The following is a 22,907-nucleotide window of genomic DNA, read 5'->3' on the forward strand; positions in this document are numbered from 1 at the left end:
TAGACCATTCTGGCGGCATAAGGTCACCTTAGCAGGCACGCCAGATACTCGATTGTGTATGCGCGCACTGACTGCGTATGCGACCTCGAGCGCGAACGCGCGCCGGCTCACCGATTTTGTTGTTTCGACGCCACGTTAAAACAGCCCGCGCACACCTAGACACGAATCACGCAGCGATCAGACTCGGTGGCCTGACGTGCCAGATCGCACAGGTGCTGGTGGTGTGTAAAGAACAACACTTGGGTTTTCTTCGATAACTCGGCGAGAACGCGCAGGCCTGCCAAAGCTCGGTCGTCATCGAAATTCACGAAAAGATCGTCGGCCACGAACGGCAGTACCGTGCCGCGCTCAAGGTACTCTTCAACAGACGCCAGGCGCAGCGCAAGGAACAGCTGGTCTTGCGTGCCCTCGCTCATTGCCTTGACCCGCACAGCCTCCTCGTCAGCCCGGCGTCCTGCGATGTGCATTTCGTCGTCTTCGTCGAAGACTGGAATCAACGCGTCGAACGACCCAAGCGTCAGTGTCGAAAAAATCTCGCCGGCTCGCGTCATGAGCGGCTGGATCTTTTCCAGCCGGTAGCGCTGCGCGGCCCAGCGCAGAAGAATCGAGGCGGTACCGACCCGTGCGTAGGCTTCGGCGGCTTCACGCATATCCGCTAGCGCCTGCGATCGCTCGGACGCGGCCACGGCGTAGGCATCGTCACCCCCGACGGACTCAAAGGCATCGCGCGCTTCGTTTCGTGTTTCCAAAAGGCGCGGTTCTTCTGACTCCAGTTCCGAGGCCCGATCCTGGACCTCGGACGCCGCGCGAGCGAGCGCGCCGGGATTGTATCGACTGCACTCGTCGAGCAGTTCCTGGAGCGCCAGACCGTCGCCCTGGGCCACGGCGGTCTCTTGAAGGTCATTCTGGTGCGCCTTCAGCCGCCGGTGTTCATCCGATCGCTCGATCGCGCCTGAGAGTTCAGCGGTATTCCTGGTTCCGGCCAGCGCGTGCAATCTTTGCAACGTTTCGCCCGCCTCTACCTGGGTCTGCTCCAGCTCGTGGACACGCTGTCCGGTCGATTCCAACTCCACCGCCCAGTCATCGAGTTTCTGACGCACTTGGCGGGCCAGCACCAATCGATCCCTCAGTTCGTTCGAAGCGGCCAGCGCCGATTGATCGTGCAGATCACGCGCGACCTCCCTGACCAGTTGGAGGACGGCATCCTCGAATGCCTGCGCGCGCGCCTCCATGTCGGCGATGCCTGCGTCGTGTTGACGCCATTGATCGATGGTCTGGCGCAGGCGCATCAGCGTAGCCAGCGGCTGCTGGGCGTCGCGCGCGGTCAATGTGTCGTCGAGACCGAGCCGCGCAAGGGCTTGTGTCCAATCTCTTGCCCAGTCGTTCAGTTCGTCCTGGCACGTCCGGGCTGCTTCGCGGCGCTGAGCGAGTTGAGGATCGAGCTCAGCGAGATCTCGGTGCAGAGTCTGGCGGTCCTGCTTACGTGCATGCTCTTCTTTCAGGACTTGCTCGGCTCGCGCCATCAGCAACGCGAAGTCCTCGTCTTTCAATGAGGCCGTGTTCCGACCCGCACTGCGCAGGGCCAGGCGCAGCCGCTCGCAGTCCTGAACGAGGCCGGCCTCCAACCGGTCGGCACTCGAAGCCGTGGCTTCACGGTCGCGGATGCGCTCCAGCAGCTGGGCCCGCAGGTCGAGCCAGTCGTGCATCGCCGCCGGCGGCGCGGGTTCGAACGGGGCGTTTTCCCAAAGCTGGCGCCATTCATGCCTCAGGCGATCGCGGCTTTGCTCGGCCTTACCTACCTTGGCTTCCAGCATTTCCAACCGCTCGGCCTGGACGGCGATGCTACGCGATCTCTCCTTCAGTTGACCGGCCGTTTCGGCCTTCTCGAACCGGCGGTCGGCGGCCTCGTCGGCCGTCCGAACCGCGTGCTCGTACGCAGTGGCAAGGTTCGGGTGGTCTCCGACATAAGATTCGAGTTCGTCTGGATCGGGGGGCGCGTTGCCGATGTACCGGTTTCGAACAAAACGCCAGCCCATCTCGCGCTGGCGGCGCAGGTCCTCGAGTTCCGCTTCCGTGGCCAGCTTCTCGCTCGCCAACGCCTGTTCGTAGGCACGACGATCCAGGCGCAGCGTCTGTGCGGTGTCGTCACGCGCCTGGCGGACATTCGCAAGGGCAAGATCGGCATCCTGAAGCGAGTCGACGAATTCCTCGACTGTGTAGGCTGGCGGCGGCTCGAACGCGCGCAGGCCGGCTTCGTCAATGGCAGGTGTCATCCGCTCGAGTAGACGATCGATTTCGTTCTGGTATCGGTCCCGGCTCTCCCACGCGGCCTGTAGCCGAAGGTGGGGGCCGGTATCGCCCTTTAGTGTGGTCGCCAGCGCGTCGAGACCCTCGACGTCTGCCGGCTGACCCAGGGTCTCGAGCCGTGCGCGCATCTGCTGCCGGCGAACTCGTGTGTCCTGTTCGCGCTGGGAAGCGCTCTCGGCTCGCTCGGCCTTTTCCCCGTAGGCGTTTCGAAGATTCACCGCATGCGCAAGATCGCTCTCATTCGGCAGCCGCTTCATCAGGGCTTCGATCGACTCCGGCGCCCACCCGAGCGAAGTAGCGTCGCTGTACAGCGTCCTTTCGGTGCTTTCCAGCTCCACGCGGGATCGCGTGAGCAGATCCGCGTCCTCGATTATGCGAGACCGCCGCTCGGCGAGCTGGCCGATCTCCGCTGCGCGAGCCAGTACCTGATCGTCGCAAGGCGTGTTGGTGATTCTTTCCTTGAGCGTATCCATGCGCCGTTGCTGCTCGCGCACGCCTGCCTCGGCACGGTGAACATCATGAAGCGCCGCATCAAACACGCCGCGCGCGCTCTCATCTAGCGCCGTCACGTCACCAAGTGCTGCAAGCTCTTCACCGAGATCCAGGTATCGCCGGATATGCGGCATCACGCGGCGAATCCGCTCCAGCCGGGTCCGCTCGGCCCGTGTCTCGCGCAGACGCTTCTTCAGCGCTTCATAGTCGTCATCGGCTGTCTGGTACGCCTTTCTCAGTTTCTCCCACTGCGCTGCGCTGACCTCAAGGTCCCGCATCGTCTTTTCCGCCGCTTTCAGACGGTTCGCGGCCTGCGTATAGGCGCGACTCTGCTTTTCGCGCGGTCCCCAGAGACTGTCGGCTTCCGCTGCGAGTGCCTGGCGTCGCGCCAGCAGATCGGTGATGCCGGCGCCGGCCGCCAGCAGGCCAGTATCGCCATCCCCGCCTTGGCCTGGCAACTGTGCCGCGCCTTCGCGAAGCCGTTCCTGATCCAGACTGAACATGCGCTCGAAAAAATCCAGGTCGGTATTCGCCAATGCTCGACCCAGCGAGGCCTCCAGGGCCGGCGCGGGTGTGTCGTGGCGGTCGAGCACCGTATTCTTACGGCCCTTCTTGCGCACGAAATCCAGCGTCCCTGAGTCGGCTTCCAAGACCGCACCAATACGCAATGCGCCGTAGGGGTGAAGAAAGGCGTAGTCCGAGGTCTGACCGAAACCGTATAGCAGGTCATTCAGCGCCGCGCGCGTCGTCGATTTGCCCGCCTCGTTCGGCCCGTAGATCACGCGCAGGTCGGGTTCGCTCGCGGGCAGTTCGATACTCTGACCCGTGAATCGGCCGTAGCGGATCAGGTCAAGACGACGCAAACGCATCAGCGGTCTCCGGGGGCCGTCAATCGGCCCATAAGATAGTCGCTGGCACCCTGCAGCATCGTCGCCGTTTCGCCGTCGATTGCCGCCTGCAGAATCGGCTCTTCCACCTGCGCCTGGACGTCCGCGGGCAGACTCCGCACGAGCGCACCGATATCGTCGTCCAGAATCTTCACCAGTTCCGGGTCGTCGACCGCACCGTCCATAAGCCGTCGCAGCTCCCCCAGAGCGTCTTCGCGTGCCCGCATTGCCTCCGCGGTCACGCTCGGCTCGGTGGCGACAACGAGTTTCTCTATGTACGCCGCCCCGGCGCCGAGGCTTTGCGCCGCATTGCGGGCCTGGGCAATCAGTTCGGCGCCGCGCGCGGTCAGTTCGCCGTGTAGTGCGCTGGTACCGACGAGTCGAATGCGCATCGCCAGCAGGCGGTTTTCGGCATGCTGCGCCACCGCTGACTGAACCGCCTCGCTGATTGCGTCATAGACCTGATTCAGCCGGTCGCAGTCATCGATGGGTACATCCACCGCGGCCCATCGCACGACGTCGCAATACATTGAGGTGGTGTCGACGACCCGACCATCTTCGACCACGACTTCCAAGGCCTGCTTCGGGCCGGTTTCGCGTATTGAGCGTCCCTGCAGATTTCCTGGGAACACCACGTGCGGCGCTTCGCTCAGCAGTTCGTACGCGTGCACATGACCCAGTGCCCAGTAGTCGTAGCCCTTGTTCTGCAATTCGGCCAACGTACAGGGCGCGTAGTTCGCGTGGCCCGCCCGCCCATTGAGCGCCGTATGTAAAAGCGCGATATTGAACAAGCCCGGTACGGGTGCCGGATAGTGCGGCACCAGATTCTCGGTGACGTCGCGGGTCTTGTAGCTATATCCGTGGATCGCTACGCCGAGATCGTCGAGCGTTTTCGTAGACGGCTTTTTGGAACCGAACAGATGGACGTTCTCGGGCAGCTGCAGATGCCGGGTCATCTTGCTCTCGGCGTCGTGGTTACCCTGTATCACGAACACCGGTATTTCGGCTGACTTCAATCGCGCCATCTGACGGGTGAAGAACAGCCCGGTTCGATAGTCCCGCCAGTCGCCGTCGTAGAGATCGCCCGCGATGAGCATGAAATCCACGGCACGGTCGATCGCCTCGGTCACGAGGTTCTCGAGCGCATACCGGGTGGCGAGACGTATCTGCTCGGCGGCCACTTCATCATCCGTTGAAAGGCCGTTGAGCGGACTATCCAGATGAATGTCAGCTGCGTGGATGAACTTTAACGTCGCCATAGTCGTCAGGGTACGAACCCATTAGATGCGACACTTCGAAGTAGGCTCGTTTTTGGGCTGACTTCTTCCATTCGAAACATTTCAGGAATCTCTCGCTCTGGTCTCGTCCTGCTCGATCGTCCTAGGCGCCACACAAATCGAGCGCGGGCGTTCATCGAGTGACCAACTGCTCTTCCCTGATCGCCGGAAGAATAGTGTTCCTCAAGCGCGTGACCAAGTCGTTCCCATCGGCGACGTTGACGCTTGCCGCTTCGATGACCGTTTTCCGACCTGTGATCCGAAATTGCTGCTGGACACCCTCGGCTCCACCTAATCTGTGGTGATGAGGATAGAGCAGTGTAAGCCGGGGCGCCTTGTAGATATGGGCGTAAGCCATCATCTGGTAGACGTCTCCTTGGGAAATACCATATTTCGGATCATCTATCCGGTCGGATATCCGTTTCCACTTCGTATCGATCACCTGAATAATCTGCCCGCGGCTTCGTATCAAGATATCGGGCTTCGTCTGGAATACGTCGCGGTTATCGTTAAGGGAGGTCAGGCAGAACAACCGCCCCCCCTGCAAGCTAACGTGGTAGGGCGTCCCAACCAGCGCTCGCCTGACGAGCCGGCCAACGTACTCTTCGAAAAGCGTGTTCATCTCGAATAGTAGCGCCGTTCCATGGCCTGACCCGCTACTGGTCGTCTGGTACCGGTTTTGAAGGAACAGTTGCGCCATGGTGAACAGTTCTCGCCAAGCACGGTTCGTGCGGTCGATGACGACCTTCTCCCAAGGTAGGTCCCCTGTAGGTACATCCGCGATGTCCGCATAGACGAATCCGAGCTCTCGAAGGCGCTGACGGCTAGTCGGGTTGCGCGCCAATCTCGCCAAGTGCCCAACCGCCGCCTTCATGATGCGATTGAGTGCGATGTCTTCCGACAACTCGTCGAAGCGACAGGCAAGGCGTCCCGGATTCGCTGCGTAGTGGGTGAATTGCCGCGGTACGTCAAGCGTACCGCGCAGGGCTGGCAGGTCGTCCTCCTGATCGACATAGCGCCGCGGCACGCCGCGGCGGATCGCCTCGGTCAGTTTGTTGGAAAACACCCGGATCAGAATCTCGAGAACCGTCTCCCGCTGCCAGTCGAGGTCGGTAACTCGTCCTGTCTCGATCTTCAGATCAAGCGCGACCGCCAACATATGGACAAGGCGCTTGCGAATGGATGCTATCTCACGCTCCGGGTCTTCATCCGATGCGACATCCATTTTCGGAAGTATCTCCAGGCTACAGCTCTGCGCCGCCAGCACGCCGACCACACCACGGGCCCTCAGCTCGTGCCGTCGATCCTCCAGCACGCCAGTCCCACCCCGGCCGGCGAAACGTGACCTCTTAGCTACCGCCACCAGGCGGGCAGCCAGGTTCGACGGAATGTAGCCATCACCCACGCCGTAGGGCAGCGTCTCCCACTCACGCACAGTGTAGGACGGCATCAGGACTCGAATTCTGAGAAATCGAACCCGTCCTGGACGCGCCAGCGTAGCTTCTCGCCGGAATATTCTTCCTCGGAAATGCCTGCAGGCGCGACAAGCCGTTCTGCTTTCAAGAACCGCGCGGGGCCTTGTTCCGTTTCACCGAGAACGACGGCAACCCTGGACCAGTCTTCATAGAAATACTCGGCCAGCAGAGGGATCACCTTGTGACGCATGACCTCCTCAACATCGCCCCGAGTCGCACAGCCGGTGAAATATGCGTGCCCGATCTGATGCTCGCGATCAAACAAATACTCGATGCGTTCGTTTATTTTGCTCAAGAGTCGCTGTAGGTCGATGCCACCGACATTTGCGGCAAGCACCGAAGGATTTGGCATCAGCTCACGAAATGTGAAGCGGCGGCGCAACGCGGTGTCCAGAAGCGCAATAGACCGGTCTGCTGTGTTCATCGTGCCGATGATGTGTAGATTAGGAGGCACTCCAAAGTGCTTTTTCGAGTATGGCAAGACCAGACGGATCTCGTTTGGCATCCCCAACCGCTTGTCCGGCTCCAAAAGCGTAATCAGTTCGCCGAAGACCTTTGAGATGTTTGCCCGGTTGATCTCGTCGATGATGAGGACGTGGCCCTGTGCAGACGGGCTTACGCGAAGGGTTTCATCGCCTTGGACAATCGCCTCTAGCGCATCCCAGTCCACGAGTGACTGTTTCAGCTTGTAAACGGCATGGCGTCTGAAACCGTTTGGGTAGAAGCGGCTGCGGTCAATCCCCTTATCGTCGCGCCAAAGCCACTCCACGTGGCGCCGATGCGGATGGAATGCGGCATCTGGATCGTAGAAATAGTCACCAGTCACCTTGCCCAAAGCCTGGATCCGGTCCCTTCCATCAGAGATGACAACATAATCGCCGACCTGCATGTCGGCCCTGAGCGATAAGGTAATCACGATGTTTCCATCGTGCCCGGTGGCGTCGGAGTTCTTCCGCGCTCTCCATTCGGAGACGATTTCATCGAAATCGTCGAACCGCTCGTCTGACCAGTCGATATCCCCGCCCCAACCAACATGGATCAATCCGTGGTCCAATCCGAAGCGAACCCTCTCCTGTTCGACTTGCCGCCTTCCAAGCGCGACCTTGAACACACGGGCGGAACGGTCTAGCCGCCCTGAGGGGCCACCTGCGGGCTGATCAAGTCGTGCGCGCTCGCTCACCCGCTTGAACACACCGTCGTGGGCATTCAGATGGAAGCCTGTGGTGATCACAGCTTCCTCCGGCCCATCACTGGCGTCGTCGCTGGTGCTCGGCCGCAGGCCTTCGACGAACTCTTCGTACGACAGCGATTGATGGAAGGTCACGAACTCGATACGGCCCTCACTCGCCAACTGCCGATACTCGGCCATCAGATCCTCACGCTTCTCCTCGCCCTCCAACTCCGCCGCCACCTGTTCGCCGCGACAAAGCCGAACCGCCTCCCATGCCGTTCGGTAGGTCTTGCCCGTGCCGGGGGGGCCGTAAAGGATCAGGTTGGATGCCGAAGGCGCTGGCTCTGTTACTTCTTCTATCACGGTATCGGCCTTAGTTTGCGGTTCAAGCTTGTATCTGAAAATGGTCGAGCTACTCGGGTTGGGCTCGGTATGCACCGGCGGTGGCACACGGGCTAGCTGCTGGAACTTATTGCCACCGAGGGCTTGGCAAACGTTTGGAAATGCATCTTCCAGCCCCATGGCCGCGGCAAGATCGCCAGCGCATATCGCGACCTCGGAGACGCCCTGCTCTCGTGCTGGTTCGATAAAGTAATTCAAAGCACAAAGCCGTATACGCTCGGCTCCGCGTACGAGGTGATCCTGGTCTACGGGCGGCGCAAGAGGTTTGTCCTCATGATCGACGATGATAAACCCGGCGTTGTGCAGGTAGGCAGCCGCGCTGTGCCTAGTGCTCCACCCGCCATTCAAGTCGGTCGAGTTCCGTACGTGTGCTACGACGGGCTTCGTTGGATAGACACGATCCTCACGCTCACGCGTAGAACGTACCCAGAATTCGCGCGGATCACTAAAGTGGCCGAAGAGCCCCACGTTCTCCCCGCTCATACGATAGCGGTCGAAGGCATCCATTGCGGCCTCGACTCTGCTTCGTAAAAAACCGGCTTTCGGCTCTCCCACCCGAACGCCAAGCGCAGCAAGAAGACCACGCAGCTCATCCGGCCCTTTAATTTTCACGCAGAGGCAGTCGGATCCCGGGAAGGACCAGTGTCTATTGAGACCGGAGTGGCGCCCCCCATCCTTCAAGTCATTTAGAAACGGCTTTTCCTCGTATCTAAAGCCCGCGCGTTCAATTGCGTCTCGCCAGTTCGGGGCGACAAAAAAGTTCTTGGCTTGGCCAGTCAGCTCCCAAACAACCGTAGTCTCGTCCGCGCACGCGAAACCCACCATATATTTTGTTGCGCCACCGTTGGGCAGGACGCCGCTGTCACGGACGATGCCTAGAAATTCTTGTCGGACCGCGTTTTCTTGCTTCGCATCGTTCTCGACTACACGAGCTTCAACGTCCTCCCACATGTAACCCCCACTTTCGTTTAGGCAAGACACACAATGTGTTCGCGATGATCTTCTCCCTCAAACACTCGCAGGTACAGCGTTACTCCGCCCAGATCGCGACAAACGCGGCTATTGGGGAGAGGGTCATTGGACCTTGGGACTCTAAATCGCGACGCTACCAAAACCGGAGATGGTCGAGCTCAGCAAGGCGATTCCAACGGCTCGACCACAACGCGAGCGTGCCAAGGGCCACCCTTCCATCGTAGAACTTGCTCGTGAATACCGCCTTTGCGCCCGGGGACATAACAGGCCACGCGGCCCAAGCGCCCAGCCTCGATGAGGATCGTGGCGCCAAGCAGGTAGTCTAGATCGTAAAAGTCATCGTATTCGTCAATCTTTACGGCTTCGTCGGGCACGATTTCGTCGTACTGAATGATCTCCGCCGCATCACAAGCAAACACACCGTCATCCACGAGCGCGACGGCTGACATAGATGTCGCAAGACGGTCGATCGGTTCACATGAACCATTCACGAAAAATAATTCGGCGTCTCGGCGCAACAACCAGAGACAAGCCTCACGAAGCTGTGGCGGCCTTGGAATCGGTCCAACCCTTTCACGATGGTCACTTGTGCGCGACCAATTTTTGATTCGTTTTCTATTGATCAAGGTGTCGCTCCACCGGATGCGCCGATGACGCCGGCCTCAATCGTGCGTGTGCCGTGCGACATCGTCGCGCGGGGCATGGATACAGCCCCTCGTACCGTGATGAACGCACCGCAGGTATTGAGGGTAACGACCCGACCAGGCGCCTGATAAAGGTGATAACGCTCGATATCACCCCAGATTGCCAGCGCACCTTTGGCCTGCACATAGTGCTGACGCGCCCGCTTGCCGGCCATTTCGATCTGCGCGTCCCAACTGAGATCTCGAAAGTGGCGCGCGAACATCAAGCGTCGCTGGCCCTCCATAGCCGCGAGCACGAAGATCGGCTGAGAGGCCCGACGGAAATCCGTATCTACGAACAGATACGGCACGTAGGCTCGGCGATTCGTGACGCAATCTCGAAGTGCTGTAATACCGCGCTCACTGGTGCCTCGGTCGATTTCCAGCACTTCGCACAACTTTCTCGCGAAGCCCTCGGCGGTGTAGTGGAAATCAAACGACGGTTGATCAAGTCCAAGCAGATCGTCGCCCACCACAGCTGCGAGTCGCGAAAGATGACGCGCGCGTACACGCCGGTAGCCCATACGTTGCAATACGATGAACGCCGATGTGCTTTGAGCATTTCGGCGGACGGCGCCGACCAACCGGCTCGCTACACCGGTATCGGAGGATTCGACTGTCACGAGTTCACTCCAGTGGCATCCAATCGTACGGAAGCTAATTCGTCACCCAGTTCGTACAATCGGAAACGCTCGATAAAATCCTTCATAAACCCCTCCCTACTCTTCGCCGCCATCTAACCATTGCCGCACGACAACCTGTGTCGTATGTCTTACCCGACCGACTTACCGCGGCAATCGACAAAACCTAGCGGGGTTTGCTTAGCTGCACGCTGGGATTCAACAAGCAACCTGATGGCCGTACTGATACCGAGCGACGTTTTCGAGGGCACAGCGGATCACCACGCCGCCGAGCTGGCGACACTGAAAACGCTGCAAACGGGCCTGCCAGACACACTGACCGTCTTTCACGGCGTGCATTGGTCGTCGGTCTCGCGCTTTGCGACCCGCTACGGCGAAATCGACTTCCTGGTCGTCGACGAGTCGGGCCGTATCGTTGTCATCGAACAGAAGAACGGCCTGCTGGAGGAGGATGACAACGGCCTGTACAAGCGCTACGACGGCACGCGTCGCAAGTCGGTAGGCGATCAGATACAGCGGTCTCTCGACGCGATCCGAACAAAATTCGCGTCCCAGAACCCGGGCGAAGGCGGCCTGTTCGTGAACTGCCTTCTTTATTGTCCCGATCATCGTGTGCTGCGCGTGAACGGCAGCGCGTTAGACGAAACGCGAGTCGTCGATGCGAGCGCGCGGGATGGTCTCGGGCCGGCGATTGAATCGCTGTTCACCGATGAACGAGAGCTAGAGCTGCCAGACCCGGAACGCGTGCACGCCTTCTTTCACCAGAGCCTGGATGTGGTCCCCGACGTTGCCGGACGGATCGGACTCAACGAGACGCGCTATACGCGGTTGGCTGGCGGGCTCTCTGAAATAGTCGAAGGGCTTTCTTTCGAACCGTACAGGCTTCGCATCCAAGGGATCGCCGGTTGCGGCAAGACTCTGGCCGCGCATCGAATAATGGAGCGCTGGCTCGACCGCGGACGCACCCCACTCTACGTGTGCTTTAACCGCGTTCTACGCGACGCTTTGCTCTCGCAATTCCCAACGCGCGCTGACGCGATCCATACCTTTCACGGCCTATGTCATGCTGCTCGCGAAGCGGCGGGGGTGCCGGTCGTGTTCACGGATGCCGACGATCACACTTTCTGGGACGAACTTGTGGATTCCGTGCTCGGCCTGGATATCCCCGACGCGTTGAAATTCGACGCACTCATCATCGACGAAGGCCAGGATTTTCGTGCGCACTGGTTCGAGGTGCTGCGGCTGTTTTTGACCGATGACTACGAGATGCTCTGGCTTGAGGATCCGAACCAGAACGTATTTGCCATCGAACCGATCGAGACACCAGCCCTGGTAACGTACCGGGCCGATACGAGCTATCGCACGCCGCGCTCCATCGCGACGTTCATCGAGACCACCCTCGGGATTCCTATTGAATGCGGCACCGGTCTTCCGGGGCTCGGCGTAGGTGTGACGACCCACTCGGGTGACCGCCAGTTGATTAAACGGCTTGAGGCTTGCATCAACATGTTGCGCCGCGATGGCTTCGACAACGACCATATCCTGATACTCACCTGCAGTAGTTTCCGGCATTCGGCAATCTACGAGTGCGACACCCTCGCGGGGGTTGGACTGCGCCGTTTCCTTCACTACGACACGGAGACCTCAGAGCCGATCTTCAGCGACGGACATCTTCGCTTCGACAGTGTGCTTCGATTCAAGGGCGGCCATGCGCCAGCGGTGATACTAATCGACGCCGCTGCTACGGCTCATAGCGCAGGCGATACCCGCCGCCTGCTGTTTTGCGGCATGACACGAGCCACCGTTCGATTGGAACTGCTGGTCGACGCCGAATCGCCGCTTGCCGAGCCATTGGCAGGGGGACAACGGATTCCGGAGACGATCAAATAACGTGGGCGGAGTACTCGTGACAGCGAGTGGTCGGTACTCGAGCCGTAAAACGAAGGCCCCCACCCGGCGCAGGCGTGAGATGTCGCAGCGCACTTTGTTCGGTCAGAGACTTAGTTGGACGTCGCGTTGTGTTCGGCTGTGAACGTTTCAGCCCAAGCCATGGAGCCCGAGCGGACTTAGAGTCAGTACGAATTAACGCGAGTCTCCGCGAGCGTGCGGATGAACCCATCGTCAACGACGAGCCAACCGCTGGCACTGGCCGCGCTCGGCTTTGCGCGTGACTCGATGGATCCACACCGTTGACAGAACCACGGCAAACGGCACTCGCGGAATGTGCGTACAGCCTGGTCAAGTACCTTGGTCGTAACGCGCTCGTTCCGTTTCCAGAGGATGACGCTGAGCGAGCCACCTTCGTCGAACAGCGGCTGCGTTCGGCTAGCGACTGTCACGGGAACCACAGCGTGCAAAAGCTCGTCCGGTACGAGGGCAACCCTGACGTGCGCGGTTCGGACCCAGCGATAGCCACCGGTGTCGACAACGGACCGCGTGCAGAACAGACATTCATTAGCTGGGGGCCGGGGCCAATCCGGATCACAGGCGAGGTCACGCATGGCACGCGCGCGGCAGAGGCCGTAGTGTGTGTTGCCGGCATAGGACGAAGCCGGTAAAAGCTCGAAGGCGTCGAGATCTGGGCTCGATTCCACGACCTCAGAGTGGTTATCGAGCCAGTGCCAAAACGCGTCCGGATACTCATAAGCGAAACGACTCAGCGTCTCTTCTCGAATCGTGGTCCGGCGGATTTCATCGAGTGCATCAATTTGTCGGCTGTTGGTATGGCGCGTGACCGGTTCATCGATCCGGAGTGCGCGACTCTGGTCCTGATCAGGCATAGCAGTTCCTTATCAAAGTGATTACTTACGCCTTCGCATCACCAGATAAAGGACGCCGGATCTAACGCATGCTCCCCATCCCAGCGGTACGCCACCAGTTTGCCGTTGCGGGCCACACTGTAGTCGAGACAAGCTACGTTCGGTGCCTGAAGGTCCGGTTGGCCAGTAAACCAGTAGTGGCCGAAAAAAACCGGTGGCTCAATCGGTGGGTAGGCTTGGAGCGCTTCAGGCGTGGCTGGCAGACCGCGGGTTTCCTCATACAGGCTCGGCGGTCCGATGACCATGCCGGCTAGATCTTTCGCTTCGCTGGCCCACCATCGAACACGCGCCTCGTTTCGCATCTTCCCGTTCTTGTCAGGGAACGCGACGCCCGCCGGTAGTTCGATCTCGGCACCTTTGAGTACGGTCTCCACTGCGTCGTGTTCTGCCGTACCTTTCTTAGACGACGCGGCCAGAAACGCATCATCCATCTTTACTGATGCACCGAGCCGGTTGGCTAGATAGGCAATCCACCGGTGATCCCAGCACGCGTGAGCCGCACGGACGCTTTCAAGGTCCAGATACAGCGGTAGCGTGCGAAACCACCCCACCATGTCGTCAATCGCCTGGGGATCGCCTTCGATCTCCGCAAGCGTTGTCTCGTGCTGGCGACGATGGTCTTCGGAATGAGATCGCAGCCACTTGTCCGGGTCCTCTGGATCACGCGTGTGGTAGCAAATCGCGTTGTACTCATGATTGCCCATGATCGCAAAGGCGCCCCCGGCACTCACCATGGCCCGCGCGATCTCGACAACGCGTTTGTTTTTCGAACCACCGTCAATGAAGTCCCCCAGAAAAACCACGCATCGTCGGGGATGTTGATAAACCCCCTGCCGTTCGACGTAGCCCAATCGACCAAGCAATGCCTCGAGTTCATCGGCATGACCATGGATGTCACCAATGAAGTCCAATCCGTCGTTCATTCATTCCCCTGAGTTAGTTCGCTCGCCGCGACGCATCGCGTCTACGAGCCGTTACTAGTATTCGTATACGAGCGACACGTCATGTCGCTTACGAGTTAAAAAGCGCGCCGGTACGCCGGACCGCACGGCACAGAACCGGCTTAACGAACTCGACGCTTACTTGCGACATTTGTTGTCGCATTCCCTCGATATCTTGCGCGGAAATCTTTTCAGAGGAGTACGAGATGGCCGAGGCAGCGAATTCCAGACACATCAATAAACGTATCGCGGCACGGATTCTAAAAGAGGCGGCCGACTCTCGTGCGCTGAGTACATGACGAATCCAACCACGACAGCCTCATCCGGCTCCGCTGCAAATGGCGCCCGGCGGCTTACAGTCTTCGCTTGCGGCACGTCAGCCGCGCGTCTACTGCAGCGGTCGCGTTTGCCAACAAGCCCCGCGACCAGGTGTTTTGCGGTCGATACGACTGGCCTGGGGCCGTATCACTCGGACCTAAGCACGGGCCACTGGAAAGCCATATCCATTTCACCGATGCCCGTATGGATGCATATTCAAGACGACCGTACTGAACAGCAAGCTGTCGCGCACGTCCACACTGACTTACGTGGATTCCTTGACACTCTCTGCCTCAACGACAGCTCTAGGGAGGCAATCGTCATCCTTGCCTGCCTTGGCGGCTTCGCTGGCAGCTGTGCAGCACGGGCAGTATGCCAATATCTGGCAACGAACGGCATGCCACATACCACCGTGGCAACGTTACCGTTCCAAATCGAGACGACGGCACGACGAGAGCGCGCCGGGTCACACTTGCGGAAGCTCGGCCGAACCACAGCTCGTGCATTTGTCGTCAATGGCGGCGCTATTGAATATCAGCTTGGCGCCGAGTTCACGCTGCGACACGGTTTTCACTTGTTCGATGCACGTGTTCTCTCAAGCCTGGATCTCGCTCGCCAGACAGCGTTAGATGTAGGCTTCGGCGACGACTTACCTTAGCCAATTCCAACACTATAACGATGGCCGACAATCGCGACACCCTCTTCCGGCAGTGGACCATGCTGCGTCTTATCCCACGCCATCCGCGGATGGCATCGACGCGCGAGGTTCATCAAGCGCTCGAAATCGAGGGGTTCGATACCACGCCACGCACCGTCGAACGCGACCTGGACAAGCTTTCCTCAATCTTTGGCTATACGAGCGATACCGCCGGACGAACGAATCATTGGTTTTGGCCGGGTGACTTCAAGAGTATCGACATCCCTGGGCTCGAGCCGAACACGGCACTCGCATTCAACCTCGCCGAGCAACACTTGGCAGAGCTACTCCCGCCGTCGACGATACAACTACTGGCGCCCTACTTTGCACGCGCACGCGACATACTTCAGAGCGATAGCGCGCGGCGTTTACACGACTGGACCGACAAAATACGAGTACTCGGGACCGGGCCACAACTGGCCGCAGCGGAGATCGACGTTGATATCCAGCGTGCGATGTACGACGCCCTGCTTCACGAACGGCGCGTCGAAATCACCTACAGCCCACGCCATGGGGGCGAGACGAAAACCTACCACTTCAGTCCGCTCGGCTTAGTCAGCCGCGAGGGCGTCATTTATCTCGTCGGCCCCTTATGGGACTACGAAAATGTCGTGCAATTGGCATTGCAGCGTGTACGAACACTCACCCCGCTCGACACCGATTGCCACTGGCCCAAGGGTTTTGACCTGGACGACTATATCGGTAGCGAACAAGGATTCAGCTACCCCACCGGGGAGGGCCGCATAGAACTCGTGCTCGAGATGGACAATGATGCGGCGCTTCATCTAGCCGAGCGACCACTCAGCACGAATCAGCGGATCGCCCCGGCGGAAGACGACCGCTCGCGTGTCTCGGCCAGCGTGGTCGATACCGACGCACTAACGTGGTGGGTCTTGGGTTTCGGTCCCGCCGTTGAAGTCGTGCAGCCTAAAGAGCTTCGTCTACGTGTGGGCGAAGCTCTCACGGACGCAGCAGCGCAATACGCCTAGCGGCGGCCGGACATCCGTCTCAAATCACTATCACGCGCGCTCAACAGATTTCGGGGAATCGATCATCGCTAATCGTCCAAAGCGCGACAGCGAACTGATCTTGCGGCCCCCCTTCTAGGGTCTTGAGAGTGACTAAGACTTCGGCTTGGCCGGCCGCCGGCACAAGCCGATCGTTGAGGTACATGAAGTCATTGATCGCTACCTCATGCGGCCCGACGATCATGGCGAGGACGCCGGTCGTACGAGCGTCCAGCGTGACGTCGGCCAGTACCGTATCGATTGTGCTGTAAAGAGTCTCGAGACTAGTGCCGCGACGACACTCGAAATGACATTCGCCCGTGGACGTGAGCATGCGACGAATATCGCATAGATCGGTTCCGATCATGCCATGGCGCAGGATCAGCGCGGCCACCATGTCGAGCATATCGGCGGCAGCGCCCAGCTGGCGTCCATCCTTAGCGGCACCCGCAAAGAACAAGTGCCGATAGTTGAAGGCGTGCGCGTTCCGCGCAACCAGCTCATCTGCACTGTTAGCGTCGAGAACGATCGCTATCGGCCAAAACGCAGTATCGGCAGCTACCGGATTCAACCAACTCAGATCGTCGGCGTCGCCAACAAAAATAGCGATATCGCACATTGGCTGGAGCGGTACGTTCGTTATGTCGGCAAAGCGCAGATCCGTCGCGGCCTGCCCGCTTCGTAGCTCCGTCAACACCTGGTGTGCTTTCTGGCCGGCCGCGACGACCCTCAGCGAATGCCCTTCACTTTCACACGTTAATCGTTCTATTCGCTGGCGACCGACACTGTCGCGTTCGACCGGATACCCCTCGTGGCAACTGAGGCTAACACCGCTTATCGCGTACGAGTTATCGAGTTGAACCGCATTCACGTCCCATACGGAAACGACGGGCGCGCGTCTTGCTGTCCAACGTGCGGTCGCTGCGGCTCGTAAGGCTGGCAAACCGAGGGTTGCGCTGCCGGTCAATCCTAGGGTCAGAAACTGGCGTCTTGAGAACTGCATCGCATCATCGCTACGGAACGAGCCCCTACGAGATCGATAGCAGCGCGGATCTGCGCACTGTGACGGGCAAGGAAGCTCAAATCGGTTCGCGTAAGACTAGTCCGATTCTGCGACAACGCGTGTCGTATGGGTTCTACCCCGTTAGTGCGCGCATTCCAGAAACATCTCACCCAAGAGCTTGACGTAAGCCTCCCGGTAAGAGCTGCGAAGGGTCAGGAGCCGGTAAGTTCGCGAGATTTGCCCACCGGGCCAGATATCACTTAGATTCGGCCGCAGAAGGATGCGGCTGATGAACGATCTCGCGCGAATCGATCTAAAGACGATTCTGCATTCCAAGCGCGCGAAATCTTTACTACCTGCAACACTGTCCGGTATTGATGAAAGGCGGTCGCGTCCATTGCGTAACGGATAGAGGCCGGGAGTCTAAGTACTGGAACATCCCATTTGCGAATACGACATCGATCCTGCTCGGCACCGGCACATCGATCACACAAACGGCGATGCGCGAGCTGGCCAAGGTATGAATCTCATATGTGATCACGTGCTTGATGACCCGCATCAGCAGGCGCCGCTCCGAGCCGCTCACGGAGCGTATCCCAACCAAGGTCGCTGACTCCTTATGTCCGACGCTTTTTTCAAACGCCCCATTCTCAATACGCCGTACGAGTATCCCGATGAACACTGGGAGATCGACGCAAATGGCCAGCCTACGCATGAGGTGATCAACAAGCGTCGTCCAGCGCAGTTCATGACACCGATCCCGAAAGCCAAACGTCAGACGCGCGGCGATCAACAATCGCTTGAACTCGCCGACGAGAAAGGCTTGTCCTCGGCCGAGCAGCGCTACCACTCGGGGATCATCAATGGCGTACGCGATCAGGTCGATCGTTGGCGGCGTCTGCCGGAAGCGCAATGGCGCGTCACGCCGGAAACGGCTCGGCTGCTCAAACACTGGCGACACCACGAGTTCAGCAATCTTCGCCCGTTCTTCTGCCAGATCGAGGCTGCAGAAACCGCTATCTGGCTTACTGAGGTCGCACCGAAGATCGGTAAGACCGGAAAAAACTATCTCGACTATTTGCGCACCGCGAACGACGAAGCCAATCCCGATCTGTACCGAATTGCGCTTAAGCTGGCGACCGGCGCCGGCAAGACCACGGTCATGGCGATGCTCATCGCCTGGCAGACAGTCAATGCGGTTCGGCGGCCGAACAGTAAGTTGTTTACCAAAGGCTTTCTGATTGTCGCGCCCGGCATCACGATTCGCGACCGACTCCGCGTGCTCAAACCTAACGATCCCGATAGCTACTATGAAAGCCGCGAACTGGTGCCGACCGACATGCTTCGGGATCTGTATGCCGCCCAAATCGTGCTTACTAACTATCACGCGTTCAAACAGCGGGAAAAAGGCGACCTGTCCAAGGGCGGTCGCGCGCTTATGGAAGGACGCTATGGTCCGCGACTGGATACCGTGGAATCTGAGAGCGAAATGCTTGGGCGCGTAGCCAGCCCGCTATTGGGCATGAAGCGCGTAATGGTACTCAATGACGAGGCCCATCACTGTTATCGCGAAAAGCCTGGCGACGTCGAGGTCGACAACACGACAGAGAAACTCAAGGGCGACGCGAAAGACGAAGCCAAGAAGAACGCCGAAGCCGCGCGCTTATGGATCAGCGGCCTGGAAGCGCTACAGCGGCACGTCGGCGTGCATACCGTATTCGATTTATCCGCCACCCCGTTCTTTCTCGCAGGGTCCGGCTATATAGAAGGCACGCTGTTCCCTTGGACGATGAGCGACTTTTCGCTCATGGATGCGATCGAATGCGGCATCGTAAAACTGCCGCGTGTGCCGATCGATGACAACCTCCCGACTGCGGATGTGCCGTTTTACCGCAACCTTTGGGAGCACATCGGCAAGGATATGCCAAAGAAAGGTCGCGGCAAGGCAAAAGATTACGATCCGCATCGCCTGCCGACGCCACTTCTGACCGCGCTCGAAGCGCTTTACGGCCACTACGAAAAGACATCCGATCTATGGCAGAAATCGGGGATGTCGATCCCGCCGTGCTTCATTATCGTGTGTAACAACACAGCGACGTCCAAGCTTGTTTATGACTACGTCAGCGGCTTCGATCGCGAGGACGACCAGGGTAATCTGACGCACGTGCCTGGTCGGCTGAAACTTTTCCGTAATCACAACGAGCACGGCGATCCCCTGGCCCGACCGAACACGCTCCTCATCGATAGCGAGCAACTCGAATCCGGTGAGGCACTGGACAAGAACTTCCGGGAAGCCGCCGCTGACGAAATCGAACGCTTCAAACGCGAGCGTATACAACGAACCGGCAACGCGGCCGATGGCGAAAACATCACCGACCAAGACTTGCTGCGCGAGGTGATGAACACGGTGGGCAAGCCGGGCCAACTCGGCGAATCGATCCGTTGCGTGGTATCGGTTTCCATGCTCACCGAGGGCTGGGACGCTAGCAACGTGACCCACGTGCTCGGTGTGCGTGCGTTCGGCACACAGCTGCTCTGCGAGCAGGTGGTTGGCCGAGCCCTGCGCCGCGAATCGCACAACACGGATGAACACGGACGGCTCGAACCCCGATACGCAGATATTCTGGGTATTCCCTTCGATTTTGCGTCCGAGCGTACGGACGCCCCGCCGCAACCCCCGGCCGATACGGTTCGCGTAGAAGCTGTGCGCCCCGCGCGCGACGCGCTCGAAATCCGCTTTCCGCACATTGCCGGGTATCGAGTCGACCTTCCTCCGGAGAAGGTCGAGGTGAAATTTACCGAAGATTCGGTTTTGGAACTCACTCCCGAACTCATCGGGCCCTCGGAGGTTCAACAGAGCGGCATTGTCGGCATGCAGGAAAAGCTCAATCTGGTTCATACCGGAGAGATGCGGCACTCCGCCATCGTCTACAACCTGACCACAGCCTTGCTCGAACACTGGCGCGAATCCGGGCAAGAGCCGCCGATGCATCTGTTCATGCCGCTCAAGCGAGTGGTTAGCCAGTGGATCAACGAGTGCCTGAAATGCAAAGGTAAGACCTTTCCCGCGCAGCTCATGTATCGCGATATCGGTGAGCGCGCCTGCGAAAAGATCAAAGCAGCGATCACTCGCACCATGGCTGCCGAAGACAAACCCGTGCGCGCCATTCCCGCGCCCTATAACCCGACCGGCAGCACGGCGAATGTCGGATTTAACACGTCGAAGACCGATCGGTACGACACCCGTGCCGACAAATGCCACGTTAATCGCGTGATTCTAGACAGCGGCTGGGAGGCGGAATTTTGCCGCGTTGCCGAGAATCATCCGCGCGTGCTCCGCTACGTGAAGAACCACAACCTAGGGTTCGATGTGCCCTATCGCATGGCCGGCGAGGCACACACCTACCGGCCGGATTTCATTGTGCTGATCGACGACGGCAGCGGCGAAGATGACCCGCTCAACCTTGTGGTCGAAATCAAGGGCTATCGCGGCGAAGACGCCAAGACCAAACGCGACACCATGAACAGCTACTGGGTACCCGGGGTCAACCACCTTGGCACATACGGGCGCTGGGCATTCGCAGAGTTTGGCGACGTCTTTGAAATGGCCGACGAATTCGAAAGAGAAGTCGAAACCCGATTCAACGATATCGTCGAGCGCGTTGTTCAGGAGCCAGCGTGATCCCCGGTTACAGGCCACGCTTGAATTCCACATTGCGCTACGTCATCGTCTTAAGCACATCCGCCCCTTGGCAGTACGCCCGCTCACGAATCCTGAGTGCGTGCCGAACCCCTGGGGCTTTTTTGTGCGCACCGCCGGTCGACGAGAACTGCACGCGCTGGTGACCGGCATTTATGACCGACTGGTAGCACACATCCGGCCAGAGCCAGTTGGTAACAGAATAGTATTTGAGGGGATAGACCGTGTTTGAAAGCACCAAAGAACAGCTGCACAAGCTGCTAGCAAGCGTCCATGAGGGCGATATCCAGCTGCCGGATTTCCAACGCGGCTGGGTATGGCCAGAAGACGCCATGCGGAGCTTGCTGGCAAGCGTCCTCAACGGATTCCCGGTAGGTGCACTACTGACGTTGCAAACCGGCGGCGACGTATCGTTTGCCCCGCGCCCTATCGAGGGCGTGAAGTTATCGGAACGGCCGCCCGCGCCCGACGAGCTTTTGCTTGACGGCCAGCAGCGAATGACCACGCTGTATCAAACGCTGTTCTCGCCGGATGCAGTTCAAGTCAAACACACGAAAGGCGGGCGCTTTTTCTTCCTGGATATTCGCAAGGCGCTCGAGCAGGAGACGATCACCGAAGAAGCCATCGTCGTCTTACCGGCGGACAAGGTCGAACGCACTAATTTCAACCGGGACATCGTGCGTGACCTTTCGACCCAAGAAGGCCAGTTCGAGCATCACTTCTTCCCGCTGAATGAAAGCTTCGATTCGACCATTTGGTATCACGGATGGATGCAGCACTGGATGGAGCGTGACGGCGGTTTCTTCCGGGAATTGGCGAGCCCGTTCGGTAGCGGCCTGCTGCATCGCATCCAGCACTACGAAGTGCCATTCATTCGTCTGAGCCGAAAAAGCACCCGCAAGGCTGTATGCGTGGTCTTCGAAAAAGTGAATACCGGCGGCAAGAAGCTCGACGCCTTCGAGCTGCTTACCGCGATCTATGCCGCCGATGGGTTCGACCTTCGCAAGGACTGGTTGGGCGACAAGCAGCAACAGAGCCCTGGACGCAAAACACGCCTTCTGCAGTTCAGCGGAGAAGACGGCGTGCTCGCACACGTCGAAAGCACGGATTTTCTTCAGGCGTGCACCGTGCTGCATATGCTGGAAAATCGGCGTGAAGCCGAGCGTGCCGGCAAGACGGGCCGGGAACTGCCGTTCGTGAGTTGCCGCCACGAGGATATGCTAGACCTGCCATTTACTGCCTACGAGCGATACAACAACGCCGTCGAGCATGGCTTCACACGGGCCTGCCGGTTGATGGCGGGACTGAAGATGATGCGTAGCCGGGACGTCCCCTACTCGCATCAACTCGTCGCATTGGCCGCGGTATACGCCGACCTTGGCAAACAGGCTGACACAATGCCCGCGGCTGAAAAGCTGGAACTCTGGTTCTGGTCCACCGCGCTCGGCGAGTACTACGGCTCATCGTCAGAAACCACTATCGCGCGGGACGTGCCGGAACTAATCCGCTGGATCAGCGAAGACGGGCCGGCGCCTCGCAGTATCGATGAGTGCATCTTCCAAGAGGAGCGGCTCGAATCACTTTATAGCCGCCAGTCGGCTGCCTACAAAGCCATCAACGCGTTATTGCTGCGCCACGGCTGCCGCGATTTCGTGACCGGCCAGAGCGCCGAGGTCATGACCTATTACCATGACCCGATTGATATCCACCACATCTTTCCGAGCAACTGGTGCGGCAAACACGGTGCGAATAACTTCAACAGCATCGTCAACAAAACACCGCTGTTCGGTGGCTCCAACCGCGCGATCGGCGGTGCGGCGCCGTCGGACTACCTGCGTTTTGTTGAGCAGCGCCACGGTCTGACTAGCGACCAGCTCGACGACCTATTACGTACACATCTAGTCGACCCGGCACACCTACGCAACAACGACTACGACGCATTCTATCGAGATCGAAAGCGCGCGCTCGCCGAACTCATTTCATCGGCAATGCATCGCCCGGTGGCCTTCGAGCCACTACCGGGCGCGATCGTAGACGAACATGACGATGAAGACAGTCCGGTCGCTCCCGAACCCGTGGCCAGCGAAGCCGCCTCGAATAACCTGCAACTCTGAA

General features: G+C 59.2%; 14 protein-coding genes and 1 pseudogene. 6 read left to right on the plus strand and 9 right to left on the minus strand.

What is annotated here, in order from left to right:
• Nucleotides 1-155: 155 nt before the first annotated feature.
• The 6 genes from S4A8_RS03155 to S4A8_RS03180 all read right to left on the minus strand — a co-directional run bounded on the left by S4A8_RS03155 (nucleotide 156) and on the right by S4A8_RS03180 (nucleotide 10,289).
• Nucleotides 156-3,668, minus strand: coding sequence for an ATP-binding protein (locus S4A8_RS03155; RefSeq protein WP_353218993.1), 3,513 nt, complete (start codon nucleotides 3,666-3,668; stop codon nucleotides 156-158).
• Nucleotides 3,668-4,945 (minus strand): metallophosphoesterase family protein, encoded by a 1,278-nt coding sequence (locus tag S4A8_RS03160; protein WP_353218994.1) that lies wholly within the window; start codon nucleotides 4,943-4,945, stop codon nucleotides 3,668-3,670. Before S4A8_RS03160 ends, S4A8_RS03155 begins: the two co-directional genes overlap by 1 nt.
• 151 nt (nucleotides 4,946-5,096) lie before the next feature.
• Entirely contained in the window at nucleotides 5,097-6,413 is a 1,317-nt protein-coding gene (locus tag S4A8_RS03165; RefSeq protein WP_353218995.1) for an McrC family protein, read from the minus strand.
• A complete protein-coding gene (locus S4A8_RS03170) occupies nucleotides 6,413-8,962 on the minus strand; it encodes a DUF8426 domain-containing protein (protein WP_353218996.1) in 2,550 nt (849 codons plus the stop codon). Before S4A8_RS03170 ends, S4A8_RS03165 begins: the two co-directional genes overlap by 1 nt.
• Before the next feature lie 179 nt (nucleotides 8,963-9,141).
• Entirely contained in the window at nucleotides 9,142-9,609 is a 468-nt protein-coding gene (locus S4A8_RS03175; protein WP_353218997.1) for a hypothetical protein, read from the minus strand.
• Nucleotides 9,606-10,289: a hypothetical protein gene (locus S4A8_RS03180; protein WP_353218998.1), complete on the minus strand. Its 684-nt coding sequence runs from the start codon at nucleotides 10,287-10,289 to the stop codon at nucleotides 9,606-9,608. The genes S4A8_RS03175 and S4A8_RS03180 overlap by 4 nt, the downstream gene beginning before the upstream one ends.
• A gap of 231 nt (nucleotides 10,290-10,520) precedes the next feature.
• On the opposite strand from S4A8_RS03180, the gene S4A8_RS03185 reads away from it, so the two are divergent.
• Nucleotides 10,521-12,197: an ATP-binding domain-containing protein gene (locus S4A8_RS03185; RefSeq protein WP_353218999.1), complete on the plus strand. Its 1,677-nt coding sequence runs from the start codon at nucleotides 10,521-10,523 to the stop codon at nucleotides 12,195-12,197.
• 182 nt (nucleotides 12,198-12,379) lie between these two features.
• Here the strand turns inward: S4A8_RS03185 and S4A8_RS03190 are convergent, their stop codons facing one another.
• The gene (locus tag S4A8_RS03190) at nucleotides 12,380-13,087 is read right to left on the minus strand and encodes a hypothetical protein (protein ID WP_353219000.1); all 708 of its coding nucleotides are present in this window, start codon (nucleotides 13,085-13,087) and stop codon (nucleotides 12,380-12,382) included.
• A 38-nt stretch (nucleotides 13,088-13,125) separates the two neighbouring features.
• Nucleotides 13,126-14,049, minus strand: coding sequence for a metallophosphoesterase (locus S4A8_RS03195; RefSeq protein WP_353219001.1), 924 nt, complete (start codon nucleotides 14,047-14,049; stop codon nucleotides 13,126-13,128).
• 544 nt (nucleotides 14,050-14,593) lie between these two features.
• Here S4A8_RS03195 and S4A8_RS03200 point away from each other — a divergent pair.
• Together S4A8_RS03200 and S4A8_RS03205 are read left to right on the plus strand one after the other, a co-directional pair.
• Complete coding sequence (locus S4A8_RS03200) at nucleotides 14,594-15,043, plus strand: hypothetical protein (RefSeq protein ID WP_353219002.1); 450 nt, start codon at nucleotides 14,594-14,596, stop codon at nucleotides 15,041-15,043.
• 20 nt (nucleotides 15,044-15,063) lie between these two features.
• Nucleotides 15,064-16,071 carry a helix-turn-helix transcriptional regulator gene (locus tag S4A8_RS03205; RefSeq protein WP_353219003.1) on the plus strand — a complete coding sequence of 336 codons (1,008 nt, stop codon included), beginning with the start codon at nucleotides 15,064-15,066 and terminating at the stop codon, nucleotides 16,069-16,071.
• Between the two features lie 40 nt (nucleotides 16,072-16,111).
• Here the strand turns inward: S4A8_RS03205 and S4A8_RS03210 are convergent, their stop codons facing one another.
• A complete protein-coding gene (locus S4A8_RS03210) occupies nucleotides 16,112-17,092 on the minus strand; it encodes a hypothetical protein (protein WP_353219004.1) in 981 nt (326 codons plus the stop codon).
• Nucleotides 17,093-17,381: 289 nt separating this feature from the next.
• Here S4A8_RS03210 and S4A8_RS03215 point away from each other — a divergent pair.
• The 3 genes and pseudogenes from S4A8_RS03215 to S4A8_RS03225 form a co-directional block, all read left to right on the plus strand.
• A pseudogene (locus S4A8_RS03215) lies at nucleotides 17,382-17,610 on the plus strand (type I-F CRISPR-associated endonuclease Cas1f); the annotation flags it as partial.
• Between the two features lie 101 nt (nucleotides 17,611-17,711).
• The gene (locus S4A8_RS03220) at nucleotides 17,712-20,774 is read left to right on the plus strand and encodes a BPTD_3080 family restriction endonuclease (protein WP_353219005.1); all 3,063 of its coding nucleotides are present in this window, start codon (nucleotides 17,712-17,714) and stop codon (nucleotides 20,772-20,774) included.
• 242 nt (nucleotides 20,775-21,016) lie between these two features.
• Nucleotides 21,017-22,906, plus strand: coding sequence for a GmrSD restriction endonuclease domain-containing protein (locus S4A8_RS03225; protein WP_353219006.1), 1,890 nt, complete (start codon nucleotides 21,017-21,019; stop codon nucleotides 22,904-22,906).
• Nucleotide 22,907: the final 1 nt, after the last annotated feature.

The sequence above is a fragment of the Salinisphaera sp. S4-8 genome, assembly GCF_040361235.1.
In the GTDB taxonomy this organism is placed as follows: Bacteria; Pseudomonadota; Gammaproteobacteria; order Nevskiales; family Salinisphaeraceae; genus Salinisphaera.

Bases quoted from the DNA above. Each gene is read 5' to 3' on its own strand.
- S4A8_RS03160 (WP_353218994.1), bottom strand. From the start codon at position 4,945: ATGGCGACGTTAAAGTTCATCCACGCAGCTGACATTCATCTGGATAGT.
- S4A8_RS03155 (WP_353218993.1), bottom strand. From the start codon at position 3,668: ATGCGTTTGCGTCGTCTTGACCTGATCCGCTACGGCCGATTCACGGGT.
- S4A8_RS03195 (WP_353219001.1), bottom strand. From the start codon at position 14,049: ATGAACGACGGATTGGACTTCATTGGTGACATCCATGGTCATGCCGAT.
- S4A8_RS03220 (WP_353219005.1), top strand. From the start codon at position 17,712: ATGTCCGACGCTTTTTTCAAACGCCCCATTCTCAATACGCCGTACGAG.
- S4A8_RS03210 (WP_353219004.1), bottom strand. From the start codon at position 17,092: ATGCAGTTCTCAAGACGCCAGTTTCTGACCCTAGGATTGACCGGCAGC.
- S4A8_RS03185 (WP_353218999.1), top strand. From the start codon at position 10,521: ATGGCCGTACTGATACCGAGCGACGTTTTCGAGGGCACAGCGGATCAC.
- S4A8_RS03190 (WP_353219000.1), bottom strand. From the start codon at position 13,087: ATGCCTGATCAGGACCAGAGTCGCGCACTCCGGATCGATGAACCGGTC.
- S4A8_RS03165 (WP_353218995.1), bottom strand. From the start codon at position 6,413: ATGCCGTCCTACACTGTGCGTGAGTGGGAGACGCTGCCCTACGGCGTG.
- S4A8_RS03170 (WP_353218996.1), bottom strand. From the start codon at position 8,962: ATGTGGGAGGACGTTGAAGCTCGTGTAGTCGAGAACGATGCGAAGCAA.
- S4A8_RS03200 (WP_353219002.1), top strand. From the start codon at position 14,594: ATGCATATTCAAGACGACCGTACTGAACAGCAAGCTGTCGCGCACGTC.
- S4A8_RS03205 (WP_353219003.1), top strand. From the start codon at position 15,064: ATGGCCGACAATCGCGACACCCTCTTCCGGCAGTGGACCATGCTGCGT.